The organism is Novosphingobium malaysiense (genome assembly GCF_000802225.1).
Lineage (GTDB): Bacteria > Pseudomonadota > Alphaproteobacteria > Sphingomonadales > Sphingomonadaceae > Novosphingobium > Novosphingobium malaysiense.
This window is the reverse complement of record NZ_JTDI01000004.1, coordinates 118,971-134,406: the sequence shown is the minus strand read 5'-3', so window position 1 is coordinate 134,406 and position 15,436 is coordinate 118,971. Positions and strand designations below refer to the sequence as shown.

Here is a 15,436-nt window from a genome sequence, read left to right as displayed (position 1 = left end):
GGCAATCGCGTGCGACAGTAAGAAATCTAGCGAATTTCCCTGTGATGCAAAGTGAACATCGTTGCAGCGCAGCATTGTTTGGCGCATCATCGCTTCGATGATCAAAGCGGCTCTGCACCATCTCACGCGCTACAGCTACTCGCGGCGCATCAAGCTCGGCCCCCAGGTGATCCGGCTGCGGCCGGCTCCGCACAGCCGCACGGCCGTGCCGAACTATTCGCTCAAAATCAGCCCGCCCGAGCATTTCCTCAACTGGCAGCAGGATCCGCACGGCAACTGGCTGGCGCGGGTCGTGTTTCCCGATCCGGTCGATCACTTCTCGATCGAGGTCGACCTGCTGGCGGAAATGGCCGTCATCAATCCCTTCGACTTCTTCGTGGAGCCGGACGCGGAGGAATATCCCTTTGCCTACACCGAGGCGATGAAGGCGGACCTCGCCGCCTATTTCGAGATCGAGGACCAGGGCCCGCTGTTCGAGGAATTGGTTGCGCACCATGCCGGCTACGAAGGCCGCACGGTCGATTTCCTCGTCGATATCAACCGCCAGCTCCAGCAGCGCATCGACTATGTGATCCGCATGGAGCCCGGCGTGATGACGCCGGAGCAAACGCTGCAGGCGGGCATCGGTTCGTGTCGCGATTCCGCCTGGCTTCTGGTGCAACTGCTGCGCCGGCTGGGCTTCGCCGCGCGCTTCGTTTCCGGCTACTCGATCCAGCTCGTGGCCGACGTTACGCCCAAGGAAGGCCCCAAGGGCGTCCAGGAGGATGTGACAGACCTGCATGCATGGGCCGAGGCCTATGTCCCGGGTGCGGGCTGGATCGCGCTCGACGCGACTTCGGGCATGTTCGCGGGCGAGGGGCATATCCCGCTCTGCGCCACCCCGCACTACCGCTCGGCCACGCCGATCGAGGGGATGGCCGAGCCGGCCGAGGTCGATTTCCATTTCGAGATGGACGTATCGCGCATTGCCGAGGCCGTGCGGATCACCAAGCCGTTCACCGACGATCGCTGGAATGCGCTGCTCGACCTCGGCGACAAGGTCGATGCCGATCTCGATGCCAACGGGGTAAACCTGACAATGGGCGGGGAGCCCACGTTCATTGCCGCCAGCGATTTCGAGGCGCCCGAGTGGAACGGCGAGGCGGTGGGCCCCACCAAGGCGGCCTATGCCGACGAGCTGATCCGTCTCCTGCGCAGCAAGTTTGCCCCCGGTTCGCTGCTCCACCACGGGCAGGGCAAGTGGTATCCGGGCGAAACGCTGCCGCGCTGGGGGTATTCGATCTACTGGCGCAAGGACGGCGTGCCGATCTGGCGCGACGACAGCCTGATCGCCGGTGAAAAGCCGCTGGAGGAGGGCGGCGACCCCGATCCGGTACCGAGCATCGACGTCTCCGAGGCGGCGCGGCTGCTCTCGTCCGCCGCAGAGGGGCTGGGGCTTTCGCCCGACTGCGTGCAGCCCGTGTTCGAGGACACGGACGTTTGGAAGCAGCGCGAACACGAACTGCCGGTGAATGCCTCCCCGCTGGACCCCCGCATCGAGGACGAGGAACTGGCGCGGCGCTTCAAGCGGACATACCGCCGCGGGCTCGACAAGCCGGCGGGCTTCGTCCTGCCCGTGCAGCGATGGAACGCGCGCCAGGAACCGGTTCCCCGCTGGCGCAGCGAACAGTGGCGCGTGCGCAAGGGCATGCTGACCGCGGTTCCGGGCGATTCCGCGCTCGGCTACCGTCTGCCGCTGGGGTCGCTGCCCCACGTTCCCCCATCGGAATACCCCTATATTCATCCGCGCGACACGGCCGAGGAACGGGGGCCGCTCACCGATTTCCGCCAGCAGGTGGTCGAGCGCGGCAACCAGTCCCGCGAGGGGCTGGCCGGCCAACGTTTCGAACATGTCCCCGAACCGCAGGTGTTTCGCGAGCCGGTCGTCGAGCAGGAAATTATCGAAGGCGCGGTGCGCACGGCGATAACGGTGGAACCGCGCGGGGATTATCTTGCCGTATTCATCCCGCCGACCGAGCGGCTCGAGGATTATCTCGAGCTCGTGGCGGCGATCGAGGTCGTGGCGGAAAAGCAGAAGCTGCCTATCCGCATCGAGGGCTATCCGCCGCCGCCCGACCCCCGGCTGATCGTTCTCAAGGTCACGCCCGATCCCGGGGTGATCGAGGTGAACATCCATCCTTCCGTCTCCTGGCGTGAAACGGTGGAGATCACCGAAACGCTCTATGACTGCGCGCGCGAGGTGGGCCTGACGGCCGACAAGTTCATGGTCGACGGGCGCTCGGTCGGCACCGGCGGCGGCAATCACATCGTGCTGGGCGGGCCAAGCCTGCTCGACAGTCCGTTCATCCGCCGGCCCGACCTGCTCAAGAGCTTCGTCATCTACTGGCAGCGGCATCCTTCGCTCAGCTACCTGTTCTCGGGCCTGTTCATCGGACCGACCAGCCAGGCACCGCGCATCGACGAGGCGCGCCACGATGCGCTCTACGAACTCGAAGTCGCACTGTCGCAAGTTCCCGGACCGCAGGCCGAGCAACCCGCGCCCTGGGTGGTGGACAGGTTGTTCCGCAACCTGCTGGTGGACGTGACCGGCAATACCCACCGCACCGAGATCTGCATCGACAAGCTGTTCAGTCCCGATGGACCGACCGGCCGCCTCGGCCTTGTCGAGTTCCGCGGTTTCGAGATGCCGCCCGACGGCAAGATGAGCCTCGCCCAGCAATTGCTCCTGCGCGCCCTGACTGCGTGGTTCTGGAAGGAACCTCAGGACGGGGCGCTGGTGCGCTGGGGCACGCAGTTGCATGACAAGTTCATGCTCGGGCATTTCGTCTGGACCGATTTCCTCGACGTGCTCGATGACCTGCGCCGCGCCGGCTACGATTTCGACCCCAACTGGTTCGAGGCGCAGCGCATGTTCCGCTTTCCGGTCCACGGCGAGGTGGAAGGCGGCGGTGTGTCGCTGGAAATCAGCCACGCGCTCGAACCCTGGAACGTGCTGGGCGAAACCGGCGCGATCGGCGGCACCGTGCGCTATGTCGACAGTTCGACCGAACGCCTGCAGGTCCGGGCGACCGGCCTCGTGAAGGGGCGCCACGTCATCACCTGCAACGGCCGCCGGGTGCCGCTGACCATGACCGCTCCGGGCGAGGGCGTGGGCGGCGTGCGCTACAAGGCATGGGCACCGGCCGAATGCCTCCACCCGATGATGCCGCCGCATGCACCGCTGACGTTCGACATTTTCGACCTGTGGAACAACCGGTCGCTGGGCGGCTGCGTCTATCAGGTCGCGCATCCGGGCGGACGCAATTACGACACCGTCCCGGTGAACGACTACGAGGCGGAGGCGCGGCGCAAGGCGCGTTTCCAGGACTATGGCCATTCGCCCGGCCCGCTGCCGGTGCCGCCCGAGGAGCTTGCCGGCGAATTCCCCTACACGCTTGACTTGCGGCGTCCCTCGGGCCTGATGTGAGCCATGCCGTCCGATCAGCCCGTCAGCACCATGGAGCGCCCGTCCGGGTGGCTTGAGGGCTATCCGGTCGAAGTGGCCGGGGGCGATCTCTATGGCGATGCCGCCCAGCCGGTGGCTTCCTGCTGGAAGGCCGTCGCCGAGGGGCTGGCGGCAATTTCGGACGGCGGACCGTCTGCCGTGCAGGACGTCGCCGCACGCCATGCGGCCGACCTCGGCCTCGCCTTTCGCGTAACCGGCGACGAGGACGAACGCGCCTGGCCGCTCACCGCAATGCCGCTGATCGTCGGCGCGGCGGAATGGGCCCAGGTCGAGCGCGGTCTGATCCAGCGCGCCACCTTACTCGAACGGCTGGCAGCGGATATCTACGGGCCGCAGCGTCTCGTCAGGGATGGGCATCTCCCTGCCGCCGTAGTCGCCGGTAGTCCATTCTTCGTGCGCAAGATTCTCGGCCACGGCCCGCGACGCGGCCATTTCATCCACGTCTATTCGGTCGATCTCGCGCGCGGGGCGCGGGGGCAGTGGCGGGTCCTGCAGGACCGGGTGCGCCTGGCCAGCGGTGTCGGCTATGCACTTGAAAACCGCCTGGCGATGAGCCGTACCGCCGGCAATCTGCTGGTCGACAATCACGCCCGGAGACTGGCCGAGTTCTTCGCCCGGATGCGCGACGGCATGGCAGCGTCCTGTGAGCGGGACCTGCCCCGCATAGCCCTGCTGACCCCGGGCCGGTTCAACCAGACCTATGCCGAGCAGGCCCACCTGGCGCGTTATCTCGGCCTGCCGCTGGTGGAAGGGCGCGATCTCTCGGTGATCGACAACCGCCTCTATGTCGGCACGATTGCCGGGCCGAAGCGTGTGGATGCACTGTGGCGCTGGATCAACACGACTTCGCTGGATCCCCTTTCGTTCGATGCCCGTTCGCAGATCGGGGTCGCCAACCTTTTCGAGGCCTGGGCGTCCGGCGGGGTGGAAATGGCCAACTGGCCCGGTACCGAAGTGCTCGAATCCCCGGCTTTCGCGGCATTCATGCCGCGGCTGTGCAAGGTGATGCTGGGCGAAGATCCGATCCTGCCCAACATCGCCACCTGGTGGTGCGGGCAGGCTGCGGAAAGCGCGACGGTCGCGGACCGGTTGGATGAACTGGCATTGCTGCCTGCCTTCGGTATGCCGGTCGAGGGTCTCCCCGGCCGCCAGCCGGTAGCCGGTACCGATCTGTCGGCAGACGAGCGCAAGGATCTGCTCGAAGCCTTGCGCCGCCGGCCGATGGACTATTGCGGGCAGGAAATCGTCCATCTTTCCACCACCCCCGCGATCATCGACGGGCAGATCGTGCCGCGCCCCTTCACGGTTCGCGCCTTCGTTGCCCGCGCCGCGGATGGCAGCTGGACCGTGATGCCCGGCGGCTTCGCCCGTCTTTCATCGAGCACCGCGATGCCGACCTCTTTGATGGGTGCCGGGGATCTTTCCGCCGACGTCTGGGTCGTGGATGAAAGGCCTGCCGGCCACATCGCAGCGCCGCGCCAGGTGGAGGAACCGCCGATCTCGCGCGGGGGCGGTATTCTTGCCAGCCAGGCGGCGGACAATCTCTACTGGTTCGGCCGCTACAACGAACGCGCCGAAACCGTGGTGCGGATCGTGCGGACCCTGCTTGGCAGTTCGATGGAGGGAGACAACTTCATCGAGGCACAGGCCGGAGGTGTGCTGCCGGAACTGGCCCACCTGCTGGTTCATTTCGGGGCCATCGATCAGGCTACGGGCCGGATGGGGGCCGCATTCGTCAGCGCGAAGGCCTTGACTGAAACCCGGCTTCCGGGCGGCGTGGCGGCCTTGATGAGGCAACGCATGCAGGTCGGGATGTCACTGCGCGAGCGTTTCGCCCGCGATTTCTGGCGAATCGTCAGCCGGCCGATGCCGTCGATCGATGCCAGCCGCCCGCAGAGCATGCTCAGCAGCGCCCGATGGTTGACCGAACATTTCAGCGCACTCGCCGGACTGGTATCGGAAAACATGGTGCGCTCCGCAGCATGGCGATTCCTGCAGATCGGACAACGCATCGAGAGGGCGCAAGCGATCTGCCAGGTTGCGGGGAAGCTGGGCGATGGCGAGGGCGATGCACTCGGCGTGCTGCTCGACCTGTGCGACAGCCAGATCATCTATCGCAGCCGGTATCTCACCGGACCGATGACGAACCCCGTTCGCGATCTCGTCCTGCTCGATCCGGATAACCCGCGGGCCCTGCAATATCAGGTGGCGCAAATCGTTTCGCACCTGGCCGCCTTGCCCAGCCTGCGGGACGACAACATTCCCGAGCCGCCACTGCGCGCGGCCCGCGCGCTGATGGGCGACCTTCAGGCGTCGCTGGCCACGGACATGACGCCGCACCGGCTGCAGGAGATATGCGGCCAGCTCAATGAACTGTCGGACGAGATTTCCACCCGCTATTTCCTCCAGTTCGACCGCGAAGAGGCCGAACGGCGAACGCGGTTGCTGTAATGCGCTACGCAGTCACCCACATGACCCGTCTCGAATACGCCGCACCGGTCCGGCTGGCGCAGTTCAACGTGCGCCTGCGGCCGGCGCAGTGGCCCGGGCAGATCGTCAGCGACTATGCTCTGGCGATCGATCCGCAGCCCGTGCAGGTCAACGAGGGCGACGGCGGATACTATTTCAACGAAGCGCGCTTTTCTCTGCGCGAGCCGATCCGGCAGTTGCAGATCGAAAGCCGCTTTACCGTCGAGCGCGAAGAGCTGCCGTTCTTCATCAACGAACAGGCCGGGCCGCGCCTTGCGGATCTGCGCGAACTGGCGATGCGCAAGCCGGACCTGTCGGCGCTCGCGCCCGCGTCCTACATCTTCGCCTCGCCGATTGCCGTTCCCGAGCACGAGATTGCGATGTGGGCCGGCTCTTTTCTCGACGAGTCGATGCCGGTCATGAACGCGGGGAGGGCCCTGATGCAGGCAATCCACGAGGAGTTCGCCTTCGATTCGGGCGCCACTTTCACCGATACCGCACCGATCGAGGCATTCCGCCGGCGCCATGGCGTGTGCCAGGATTTCAGCCATGTGATGATCGTCGCGGCGCGAGCCCACGGAATTCCGGCTGCCTATGTCAGCGGGTACCTGCGCACACAGCCGCCGCCCGGGCAGGATCGGCTGGTCGGCGCCGATGCCATGCACGCTTGGGTGAACCTGTGGTGCGGCGACGAACTCGGCTGGGTCGGTTTCGATCCCACCAATGCCAAGCTGGCCGATGCCGACCACGTGTTCATCGGCATGGGCCGCGATTATTCCGATGTTGCGCCGCTGGACGGGACGTTCCGTGGCTCCTCGCAGCAGACGATGTTCTTTTCCGTCAACGTGGCCCCGCTGGACTGACGTTTCGGCCGCTTCAGGTCCGGGCGTCCCTGGCGTCGGCCGGCTCCCCCGGAAATATCCCGGCGATCGCGAGGACGGCGCCCAGCTTAGACAAGGTCTCCAACATTTCGCCCACGCTCTCCTCCGCCAGCAGCAGATCCAGCGTCTGCCGCGTCGGCTGCGCGCCGCGATCGCGCAGCGAGGTTACGAGTTCGAGGATGACCGCTTCGTGTTCCGAAACATGCGTGCAGGCGAGGGAGCAGAACGCGAAGGTTTCCAGCCCATCGCGGTTGAACAGCAGCATGGCGCGGTGGAAAGGCTGCAGGCCTCCGATCATCTTCCACTTCGCGAAAGCCGGGGCGAGCATCTGAGCCGGGCAGCGCTTGTGGCTCATCGCCGTGACCCAGGCGCGCATCGACCAGACGAGGAAACGGCATCCCTCGTCGAGAGTGTTCAGCGGGCGGTCGACGTACTGGTACATGTCCGAATCTCCGAAGGCTTGCAAATGAGAATGATTAGCATTAGCTATTGATACGCGGCTTGGCCTTGCGGTCAAGCCCCTCCCGGACCCGGCGCTTGTCATGGGGCGTCCGGTTCACTCCTGTGACCTGAACCGGGGCGGCCTCTCGACATTCTCTCCCCGTCCGCCCCGGTTCCTTTTCGGCCTTCGATCATGCGAATTACCCGCAATTCAACCGGGTAGACATTAACGTCTTGTTTTCGGCCGGCGTCCTACTGCGGAGGCTAGGGTCGAAGGACAGAAAATGTTCAAAGTGTTCACATGCGTGGTGGACCAGCACAACCACGAGCTGGTTCTGGTCGCCACCGTAATTTGCCTGATCGCCACGTTCACCGCGTTCTTTGCGTTCCTCTACGCCTTGGAGGAACGCTCGCGGCGTGCCCTGTTCGTAGGCGTTGCGGCTCTGGCGTCGGGGCTGGGCGTGTGGTCTACCCACTTCGTCGCGATGCTGGCCTACGAGCCCGGAATACCGATATCCTACGACGTTCCGCTGACGTTGCTTTCCGTCGTCGTCGCAGTGGTGATGTGCGGCATCGGCTGGACGATCGCTCTCAGCGAACGGCGTGAAATGGCAGTGCTCGGTGGTGCCGTGATCGGGGCCGGGGTGGCGGCAATGCATTACATCGGCATGTCGGCCGTACGCGTTTCGGCGGAAATGGCCTGGGACGACAACCTCATCCTGGTATCGGTCGTGCTCGGCGTTGCCTTGACGGCGTCCGCGGTCAGCATATTCCGGCGCAATCCGCAGGTCTTCCCCCTGAAGGCGGGTCTGCTTTTCTCGCTTGCCGTATGTAGCACGCACTTCATCGGCATGTCCGCTGTGACCCTTTACCCGCATGCGGTGGTGCGTACGGCAGCCCATGCGATCGATAACGAATACCTGGCCGTCATCGTTACGGCCGCCGCGTTGGTCATCATGGCGATGGGGCTGGGGATGGCTCTTTTCGACCGGCGATTGAGCGGCGAGCGGCTGGAGCAGGCGCGCGAACGCGCATCGCTGGCCGAAGAAGTCGTGCGCGGCGCTGCGGAACGCGAGAAATTGCTCGCCGAGCTCAGTCACCAGGCGGATATCACCGCAGCTGCGCTGGACAACATGGCGCAGGGGTTGGTGATGTACGATGCCGACAACCGGCTCGTCATTTACAACCGCCGCTATCTCGACTTGTACGATTGCCCGGAAGGACTGCTCAAACTCGGTTCCACCTTCATCGAGATTCGCGACGCGGTGAAGGCCCATCTCGGCGTTGCCGAGGCGGCGGTGGCCGAAACGGCACGGCCGGGCGATGCGGATTGGCTCGCCGAACGCGAAGTGGTGCTGCCCAACGGACGCATCATCAAGTACGTTCGGCGCAACCTGCCCGGTGGCGGCTGGGTTGCCACGCACGAGGACGTCACGGAAACCCGCCGCACGACCCGCCAGATCGCCTACCTTGCAGCCCACGACACGCTGACCGGCCTGCCGAACCGGACGACGTTTGCCGCACACCTGGAAGCCTACGCGAAAGCGGAGCAGCCGTTCGGCCTGTTCTCCATCGACCTCGACCGTTTCAAGGAGGTCAACGACACGCTGGGACATGCCGTGGGAGACGAACTGCTGCGAGTGACAGCAGCGCGCCTGCGGGAGTCTTCGGGCAAGCACGATATCGTGGCACGGCTCGGCGGCGATGAATTCGCGGTCATCAGCGGCGGCATGGCGGACAGCGATGCTGCGGCGGCCGTTGCGGAGAGGATCGTTGAACGGCTGTCCCAGCCCTTCGTCTTCGAAGGGCACACGGTCGTGGTCGGCGCCAGCGTCGGCATTTGCCTTTCGGCCGATAACGGGTGCGAAGCCGACGAACTCCTGAAAATGAGCGATCTGGCGCTCTATTGCGCCAAGGACGAACGCCGCGGGACCTACCGCTTTTTCGAGCCGGGCATGGATTCCCGCCTCACCGAGCGCCGCCAGATGGAGACGGATCTTCGCGAAGCGATCGCGGAAGGCCAGTTCGAGATCTACTATCAGCCGCTGCTCGACATGACCAAAGGGACGATCAGTTCATTCGAGGCCTTGGTGCGCTGGCATCACCCCCGGCGCGGTCTCATCCCGCCGGCCGATTTCATCGGTCTTGCCGAGGACAACGGGCTTATCGTCCCCATCGGCGAATGGGTCATGCGCCAGGCCTGTCAGGATGCCGCCAAGTGGCCTGATGACATTGGTGTCGCGGTGAACGTGTCGCCAGCCCAGCTCAAGCGCGGCGACCTGATCGCCATGACCATGAATGCCCTGGGCGCGGCCGGACTGGAGCCTCACAGGCTCGAACTCGAGATCACAGAGGCCGTGCTGCTTCAGGACGAGAGCGGCGTGCGTTCGACGCTGGACGGCCTTGCCGCGCTGGGCGTGCGCATTGCAATGGACGATTTCGGGACCGGCTATTCCAGTCTCAGCTACCTGCGCTCCTTCCCCTTCAACAAGATCAAGATCGACCGCACCTTTGTCGCGGAACTGGGGGGCGCCTCGGATTCGCTGTCGATTGTCCAGGCCACCATCCAGCTCTCCCAGAAGCTGGGGCTGCAGATCACGGCCGAAGGGGTGGAATCGCAGGAACAGCTCAACATCCTTTGCGCCGAGGGATGCAGCATTATCCAGGGGTATCACGTTAGCCGGCCCGTTCCGCTGGGCGAGGTTGCGCGGTTGCTCGACCACTACAACAGCGGCTCCGGACAGCCCCGGGCCGCCGTGGGATAGCGGTCCCCGATCACGGGAAACCAGGCGCAGATTTGAAGTTTTCCCCGCCTGTCCCGGTATTATCCTCAGGCTTTTCCACAGGCTGCCCTGCCTGTGTCGATCGGGCCTGGAAAGAGCCGCTCGGTGTTTTGCCGTCGAGATGGCCGCGCGGGGACCGGCAATCGATTTTACGTCAGCGATAGTCGAATCCGGGGCCCTTCGGCTGGATCTTGAGGCTGTTCTGCTGGAGCGCCGTCATCAGGTAGGAGCCGACCAGCATCGGCAGTTCGAGCATCTGCTTTTCGTCGTAGGTTTTCGCCAGCGTCTCCCACGTCGCATCGGACATGCAATGATCGGCGATCATCTCTTCAACGGCTCGAAGCAGCGCGGCTTCGTGTTCGGTCCAGCCGGCGGCGGAGGAGCCTTCGATCACGCGCTCGATCTCTTCGGGAGTGACGCCGAAAGCCTTGCCGATATCCACGTGCTCGCACCACTCGAACGGGGCGCGGGCCAGCTGGGCGATGCGCAGGATCGCCAGTTCTCGCTCCCGCGGCGGGATCGTGCCCCTGGCGGCGATTTCGAGGCCGAGCACCATCTGCGCGCGGAACATGCCGGGATGACGCAGCGTGATCAGGCTGACATCGGGAAAGGGGCGATCCTCGGGAATGTTGAAGGCGGTGCGCATGGCGTTGACCTGCTCGTGCCCCTCCGGGCTCACTTCGTCGAGCGTCAGCGGGGCGTAGCGCGGGCCATTGGCGACGGTCTGCGCCATGCGGGCGTCGGCATCGAAATCGAACTTGCCGGTAATCGGGTCTGCCATCTTGGTGCTTTCCGGGTGCTGTGTGTTGCGAGTGATCAGGCGGCCGTTTCGCTGAACGGGGCCCAGGTTTCCATGTGCTTGAGATAATCGGCGAACTGCGCGCGAACCTGATCGAAGTCGAGCCCGAACTTGGACGGGTCGGGCTTGGTCATGCGCTCGGCCTGCTGGTTGCTTTCCCACCAGGCAGTCATGGCATCGGCGAAGGCGGGGGAGACGTCCTGCCCCAGCCATTCGTAGAGCCCGCGCACCTCGCCCAGCGGATCGCGCTGCATGGCGCGGAAATGGATGTCGTAGAAACGCGCGTCGTTGCCGCGCTCGCGGAATGCGATGGCGCGGCGCATGCCTTCCGACCAGCAGCGCACGTTGAGTTCGCCGATGTAGTGATAGTCCACGTCGTCGGTGAACTTCTCGATGATGTCGGCATAGACCGTTGCGACCGAGAGCATCACGTCGGTCGGGTCGCGGTGGGTCATCACGAAGCGGGCATCCGGGAACGCCGTGTCCAGCGCATCGAGATAGAGCAGGTGCGAGGGCGCCTTGAGCCGCCAGGGCTTGGTCGGCTCGCCCCACTGCAGCAGCTTGAGCACGCGCTTTTCGTAGAGGTAGGTTTCGGTGTGATCTGCCTCCAGTTCCCAGTCTGCATAGCTGGGGATCTGGGCCATCGCCTGAAAGATCTGGCTCTTGAAGTCGAGCGCCATCAGGTCCTGGCACTCCATGGCGCCGTCGATCCCGCTCGGCGTGCGCTTGCTGTCTTTCAGGCTTTCCTCGGTGGCGCTGGCGGCAACGCCGCGGCGCGGGTCCGGGCCTTCCACCGTCGAGGGTGGGGGGCAGGGCTGCGAACTTTCCCAGACGCGCAGGTAGCGGATATCCGGATCGCTCGAGAGCAGGAAGGACAATGCAGTCGATCCCGTGCGCGGCAGGCTGACGCCGAACAGCGGCTCGCGGATTTCCTCGTCGCCGATCTCGGGATGGCGGCGGTACCAGTCCTCCACCATCAGCCGCTGGCGCAGATAGAGCAGGATGCGGTCGCGCAGGGCATAATCGCCGGTGGCGTTGAGCTTCGCCTCGGTGTTGAGCGCCTTGACCAGCCGTTCCAGCCCTTCCCGGAAACTGCCGCTGCCGAAGTCGGTCAGGCCGGTCTGGCTCTGGGCAGTGGCGATCAGATCCTTGTAGTCTTCCATCGGCTTTGCCTCTCCCGGGGAATGTGCGTCCGGCTGTTCCGGATCGGCGCGCACTATGCGGGGGGATTGGGCGGGATGCCAACCGCTGCGGCGATGATCCTACCCGCGAGCCGCCCGAACTGCCGCTCCGCCGGCAAAAGGCGCAATCGCGAGCAGGACGAGGCTGGCTGCACCCGCAAGCGCAAGACCGCTCTCGCCGCCGATGCCGAGGCTGCCCGCGCCGAAAATCAGGATCGGCACGGCCATCGGGATCACCAGCAGGCCGGACAGCGCCGCGCCGCCGCGCAGGCCGGCGGTCAGCGCCGCCACCGTCACGCCCAGCGCGGCAAGGCCCGGCGTGCCGGCCAGCAGGCCGATCTCGACAATGCGCAGCGTCTCGCCGTCGAGGCCCAGTAGCGCGGCGGCAGGGAGGGCGGCCAGCATTAGCGGCGGGCCGAAGCTGATCCAGTGGGCCAGCACGCGCACCGCGATGACCAGTTCCTCGGAAATGCCACGCAGCGCCCACTGATCGAACATGCCCATTTCGATGTCCGGTTCGACCAGCCGGTCGAGCGGGAGGATCGCCGCAAGCAACGCCGCCACCCAGATCACACCGCCGCCGGTGCGCGCCAGCAGCGGTGCATCGGGCCCGACCGCGAAGGGATAGAGCATCGCCACCGAAAGGAAGAACAGCACCGGCATCACCGCGCCGCCGCCGCGACCGCCCAGCATGAGCCGCGCCAGGTCACGCTTGAGCAGGGGGCCTATGCGTCCGCTCATGCCGCGTAGTCCGCCAGCGCCATGGCCTGCATGTGCCCGAGCCGAAACGGCTGGTGCGAGGCGATCAGCGCGATGCCGCCTTCGGCGCAGTGCTCGGCCACCAGCGTCTCGGTCAGCTCTACTGCATGGACATCGAGGCCGTTGAGCGGTTCGTCGAGCAGCCAGACCCGCGCCTTCTGCCCGATCAGCCGGGCGAGGGCGGCGCGTTTCTTCTGTCCGGTCGAAAGGTAGCGCACCGGCACCTCGAGCAGCTCCGACAGGCCCAGCCGCGCCAGCTCGTTGTCGGCCGCGCCGTCTATCCGCTGCCAGAAACCCAGCGCCCGCCCCAGCGGCAGGAGCGGGTCGAGGGCGTGGCGCTCGTCGACCATGCCGATGCTGCCCCGGGTTTCGACGTTTCCGGCGAAGGCGGGGGCAAGCCCGGCCACGATCCGCAGCAGACTGGATTTTCCGATCCCGTTGCGTCCGGTGATCTGCAGTGCTTCACCGGGCCCCAGGCGCATCGAAAGCTGCCGGAACAACACCCTGTCGCCGCGACGGCACGCGAGATCGGTCACGGCGATGGAGCACCCTTGCATGACGCCGTGCGATAAGGGAAACCGCACGCACTGCCAAGGAGAGTGAAATGGCCATCCCCCGCCTGACCGAGATCGAACGTGACGATGCCCTCAAGGGCCTGCCCGGCTGGACGCTGAGCGAGGACGGCCTCGCCATCGAGATCGAGCTGGAATTCGGCGATTTCAACGAGGCTTTCGGCTTCATGGCCCGCGTCGCGCTCTATGCCGACAAGGCCGACCATCACCCCGAATGGTTCAACGTCTACAACAAGGTCCGCGTGCGCCTCACCACCCACGACGCCGGTGGCCTGAGCGCGCGCGACGTGGCCATGGCGCAGTTCATCGACGGGATCGTATAGCCGCCCGGGAGCCTTCTCCGCATCCCGTTCGGTGGGAACTGCCGCTGCGATCGCTCGTTGCAATCTAGCTTCGCAGGGGAGCGGCCGAACGAGAGGAGGACCGCAATGGCGGAAAGCCGGCACGGAAGCGGGGGCGACGGCCCCTACTGGAAATTCATGGCGATGATCGGAACGAGCACCGCGGTGATGCTCTTCCTGATGTACCTGAACACCTACAGCATCGATCACGTGTTCTGGAGCGAGACGCGTTTCTGGATGGCTTTCGTCATGGGCGCGGCGATGATGGTTGTCATGCTGCTCTTCATGTGGGGGATGTATACCAACCCCCGGAAGAACATGATCATCCTGGGCGTGGCCGCAGTGGTGTTCGCCGTCGCGCTATGGCTGGTTCGAAGCCAGACGACGGTGACGGGTGTCGAATACATGCGCGCGATGATCCCGCACCACTCGATCGCGATCATGACCAGCGAGCGCGCCCACATCCGCGACCCGCGCGTGCGCAAGCTGGCGCACGACATCATTCTGGCCCAGCGCCGGGAGATCGCACAGATGAAGTACCTGATCGCCGACATCGAGGAAAACGGCGTACGCTCGATCGAGCGGCTGCCCGAGGAGGTGGCGCCATGAGGAGCGCCTTCATTCTTGCCGTCGCGGCGCTGTCCCTTGCGGGCTGCAACCGCAATACGGCGCTTGGCAATGACCGCGAAGCGCAACTCGATCACGTACCGAAGCCCGCGAAGATCGAAAGCGCGACCGCGGCGCTGGAGAACGTCTCCACTGCGATCATCAAGCCGGAAACCATGAGCGATGCCGACATCGAGGCGCTGGGCGGCAAGCGCGGGCGCTGCGCGGTCGTGCTGACCGAAGTGGCCTTTCCGTCGTTTCTCTATGAGCCGGGCGGTTCGGGGGCGATCAAGCTGAACGGCAAGCTCATTCCGCTGCCCTCGGCGGGCGAGAACCGTTTCGCCGACAACGGCCTTTCCGTGACGCTCAGGCGGCTGGCGGTAAAGGGCAACGCCGGCAGTCAGGGCATGGAGATGGTCGTGGTGCCACCCGGCGCCAAGGACGAGATCGGCTACCACGGCTATGTCCGGTGCTACGGAGGCGTGAAGACATGAGCGCGACCATGAAAGGCTTCATCGCCGGGGCCGCCGCCATGCTGGTCCTGCTGATCGCGATTGCGCTGCTCGTCATCCTGACGGGTAGCTACAACGTCGCCGCGAGCGATCGCCACAACCCTGTGGTGGGCTGGGCGCTCACCACCACGATGAGCAATTCGGTAAAGAGCCGGGCCGAGGATGTCGGCGCGGTCCCGGAGTTTACGCCGGCCATGATTTCCGCCGGCGCCGGGGAATACAAGGCGATGTGCGCCCATTGCCATGGCGGGGTGGGCAAGGGCCCTGCGGAATGGGCCCGGACGATACGGCCACAGCCGCCCGCGCTGGCCCATGCCGCGACCGAATGGAGCCCGCAGGAAGTGTTCTGGCTGGTCAAGCACGGCGTGAAAATGAGTGCCATGCCCGCGTTCGGTCCGACTCACGATGACCAGACCTTGTGGAACATCGCCGCCTTCGTGAAAACGTTGCCCGACCTTAGCGAGGACGAATATGCGGCCTTCGGGGCGGGCCATCACGGCGAGAAAGCATCGACAGAAGGACACGGCCATGGTGCGGACGCCGCCCACGCGACCGGTCACGCAGGGGGCGGATCGCACGACTAATGC

At 65.4% G+C, this 15,436-nt stretch carries 13 protein-coding genes; 8 read left to right on the top strand and 5 right to left on the bottom strand.

Features of this window, described 5'->3' with window-relative positions:
* Positions 1-97: 97 nt before the first annotated feature.
* The 3 genes from LK12_RS14940 to LK12_RS14930 are packed head-to-tail and all read left to right on the top strand — an operon-like array spanning position 98 to position 6,837.
* Entirely contained in the window at positions 98-3,466 is a 3,369-nt protein-coding gene (locus tag LK12_RS14940; RefSeq protein WP_039286095.1) for a transglutaminase family protein, read from the top strand.
* A gap of 3 nt (positions 3,467-3,469) precedes the next feature.
* Positions 3,470-5,956, top strand: a complete 2,487-nt coding sequence (locus LK12_RS14935; RefSeq protein ID WP_197063539.1) for a circularly permuted type 2 ATP-grasp protein — start codon at positions 3,470-3,472, stop codon at positions 5,954-5,956.
* A complete protein-coding gene (locus LK12_RS14930) occupies positions 5,956-6,837 on the top strand; it encodes a transglutaminase family protein (RefSeq protein ID WP_039285729.1) in 882 nt (293 codons plus the stop codon). The genes LK12_RS14935 and LK12_RS14930 overlap by 1 nt, the downstream gene beginning before the upstream one ends.
* Before the next feature lie 13 nt (positions 6,838-6,850).
* On the opposite strand, the gene LK12_RS14925 is transcribed toward LK12_RS14930, so the two are convergent.
* Positions 6,851-7,297 (bottom strand): hypothetical protein, encoded by a 447-nt coding sequence (locus LK12_RS14925; RefSeq protein ID WP_039285728.1) that lies wholly within the window; start codon positions 7,295-7,297, stop codon positions 6,851-6,853.
* A gap of 283 nt (positions 7,298-7,580) precedes the next feature.
* On the opposite strand from LK12_RS14925, the gene LK12_RS14920 reads away from it, so the two are divergent.
* Positions 7,581-10,061 carry an EAL domain-containing protein gene (locus LK12_RS14920; protein WP_039285726.1) on the top strand — a complete coding sequence of 827 codons (2,481 nt, stop codon included), beginning with the start codon at positions 7,581-7,583 and terminating at the stop codon, positions 10,059-10,061.
* 172 nt (positions 10,062-10,233) lie between these two features.
* Here the strand turns inward: LK12_RS14920 and LK12_RS14915 are convergent, their stop codons facing one another.
* From LK12_RS14915 to ccmA, 4 genes are all read right to left on the bottom strand, one after another.
* Entirely contained in the window at positions 10,234-10,860 is a 627-nt protein-coding gene (locus LK12_RS14915) for a carboxymuconolactone decarboxylase family protein (protein ID WP_039285724.1), read from the bottom strand.
* Positions 10,861-10,895: 35 nt separating this feature from the next.
* A complete protein-coding gene (locus LK12_RS14910) occupies positions 10,896-12,041 on the bottom strand; it encodes a sulfotransferase family protein (protein ID WP_039285721.1) in 1,146 nt (381 codons plus the stop codon).
* Positions 12,042-12,140: 99 nt separating this feature from the next.
* Entirely contained in the window at positions 12,141-12,800 is a 660-nt protein-coding gene (locus LK12_RS14905; RefSeq protein WP_039285718.1) for a heme exporter protein CcmB, read from the bottom strand.
* Positions 12,797-13,375 carry a heme ABC exporter ATP-binding protein CcmA gene (ccmA, locus tag LK12_RS14900; RefSeq protein ID WP_039285715.1) on the bottom strand — a complete coding sequence of 193 codons (579 nt, stop codon included), beginning with the start codon at positions 13,373-13,375 and terminating at the stop codon, positions 12,797-12,799. Before ccmA ends, LK12_RS14905 begins: the two co-directional genes overlap by 4 nt.
* A 47-nt stretch (positions 13,376-13,422) precedes the next feature.
* Here ccmA and LK12_RS14895 point away from each other — a divergent pair, with 47 nt between their 5' ends.
* From LK12_RS14895 to LK12_RS14880, 4 genes are all read left to right on the top strand, one after another.
* The gene (locus LK12_RS14895; protein ID WP_039285714.1) at positions 13,423-13,713 is read left to right on the top strand and encodes a 4a-hydroxytetrahydrobiopterin dehydratase; all 291 of its coding nucleotides are present in this window, start codon (positions 13,423-13,425) and stop codon (positions 13,711-13,713) included.
* 105 nt (positions 13,714-13,818) lie between these two features.
* Entirely contained in the window at positions 13,819-14,340 is a 522-nt protein-coding gene (locus tag LK12_RS14890) for a DUF305 domain-containing protein (protein WP_052223441.1), read from the top strand.
* On the top strand, positions 14,337-14,831 hold the full coding sequence (locus LK12_RS14885; protein ID WP_039285712.1) for a DUF6692 family protein: 495 nt from the start codon (positions 14,337-14,339) through the stop codon (positions 14,829-14,831). Before LK12_RS14890 ends, LK12_RS14885 begins: the two co-directional genes overlap by 4 nt.
* A complete protein-coding gene (locus LK12_RS14880; protein ID WP_082010528.1) occupies positions 14,828-15,433 on the top strand; it encodes a c-type cytochrome in 606 nt (201 codons plus the stop codon). The genes LK12_RS14885 and LK12_RS14880 overlap by 4 nt, the downstream gene beginning before the upstream one ends.
* Positions 15,434-15,436 lie beyond the last annotated feature (3 nt).

What these genes read in the sequence shown, in the direction of transcription:
- LK12_RS14935 (WP_197063539.1), top strand. Translation starts at nt 3,470, where the DNA reads ATGCCGTCCGATCAGCCCGTCAGCACCATGGAGCGCCCGTCCGGGTGG.
- LK12_RS14925 (WP_039285728.1), bottom strand. Translation starts at nt 7,297, where the DNA reads ATGTACCAGTACGTCGACCGCCCGCTGAACACTCTCGACGAGGGATGC.
- ccmA (WP_039285715.1), bottom strand. Translation starts at nt 13,375, where the DNA reads ATGCAAGGGTGCTCCATCGCCGTGACCGATCTCGCGTGCCGTCGCGGC.
- LK12_RS14890 (WP_052223441.1), top strand. Translation starts at nt 13,819, where the DNA reads ATGGCGGAAAGCCGGCACGGAAGCGGGGGCGACGGCCCCTACTGGAAA.
- LK12_RS14920 (WP_039285726.1), top strand. Translation starts at nt 7,581, where the DNA reads ATGTTCAAAGTGTTCACATGCGTGGTGGACCAGCACAACCACGAGCTG.
- LK12_RS14940 (WP_039286095.1), top strand. Translation starts at nt 98, where the DNA reads ATGATCAAAGCGGCTCTGCACCATCTCACGCGCTACAGCTACTCGCGG.
- LK12_RS14880 (WP_082010528.1), top strand. Translation starts at nt 14,828, where the DNA reads ATGAGCGCGACCATGAAAGGCTTCATCGCCGGGGCCGCCGCCATGCTG.
- LK12_RS14905 (WP_039285718.1), bottom strand. Translation starts at nt 12,800, where the DNA reads ATGAGCGGACGCATAGGCCCCCTGCTCAAGCGTGACCTGGCGCGGCTC.
- LK12_RS14895 (WP_039285714.1), top strand. Translation starts at nt 13,423, where the DNA reads ATGGCCATCCCCCGCCTGACCGAGATCGAACGTGACGATGCCCTCAAG.
- LK12_RS14930 (WP_039285729.1), top strand. Translation starts at nt 5,956, where the DNA reads ATGCGCTACGCAGTCACCCACATGACCCGTCTCGAATACGCCGCACCG.
- LK12_RS14910 (WP_039285721.1), bottom strand. Translation starts at nt 12,041, where the DNA reads ATGGAAGACTACAAGGATCTGATCGCCACTGCCCAGAGCCAGACCGGC.
- LK12_RS14885 (WP_039285712.1), top strand. Translation starts at nt 14,337, where the DNA reads ATGAGGAGCGCCTTCATTCTTGCCGTCGCGGCGCTGTCCCTTGCGGGC.
- LK12_RS14915 (WP_039285724.1), bottom strand. Translation starts at nt 10,860, where the DNA reads ATGGCAGACCCGATTACCGGCAAGTTCGATTTCGATGCCGACGCCCGC.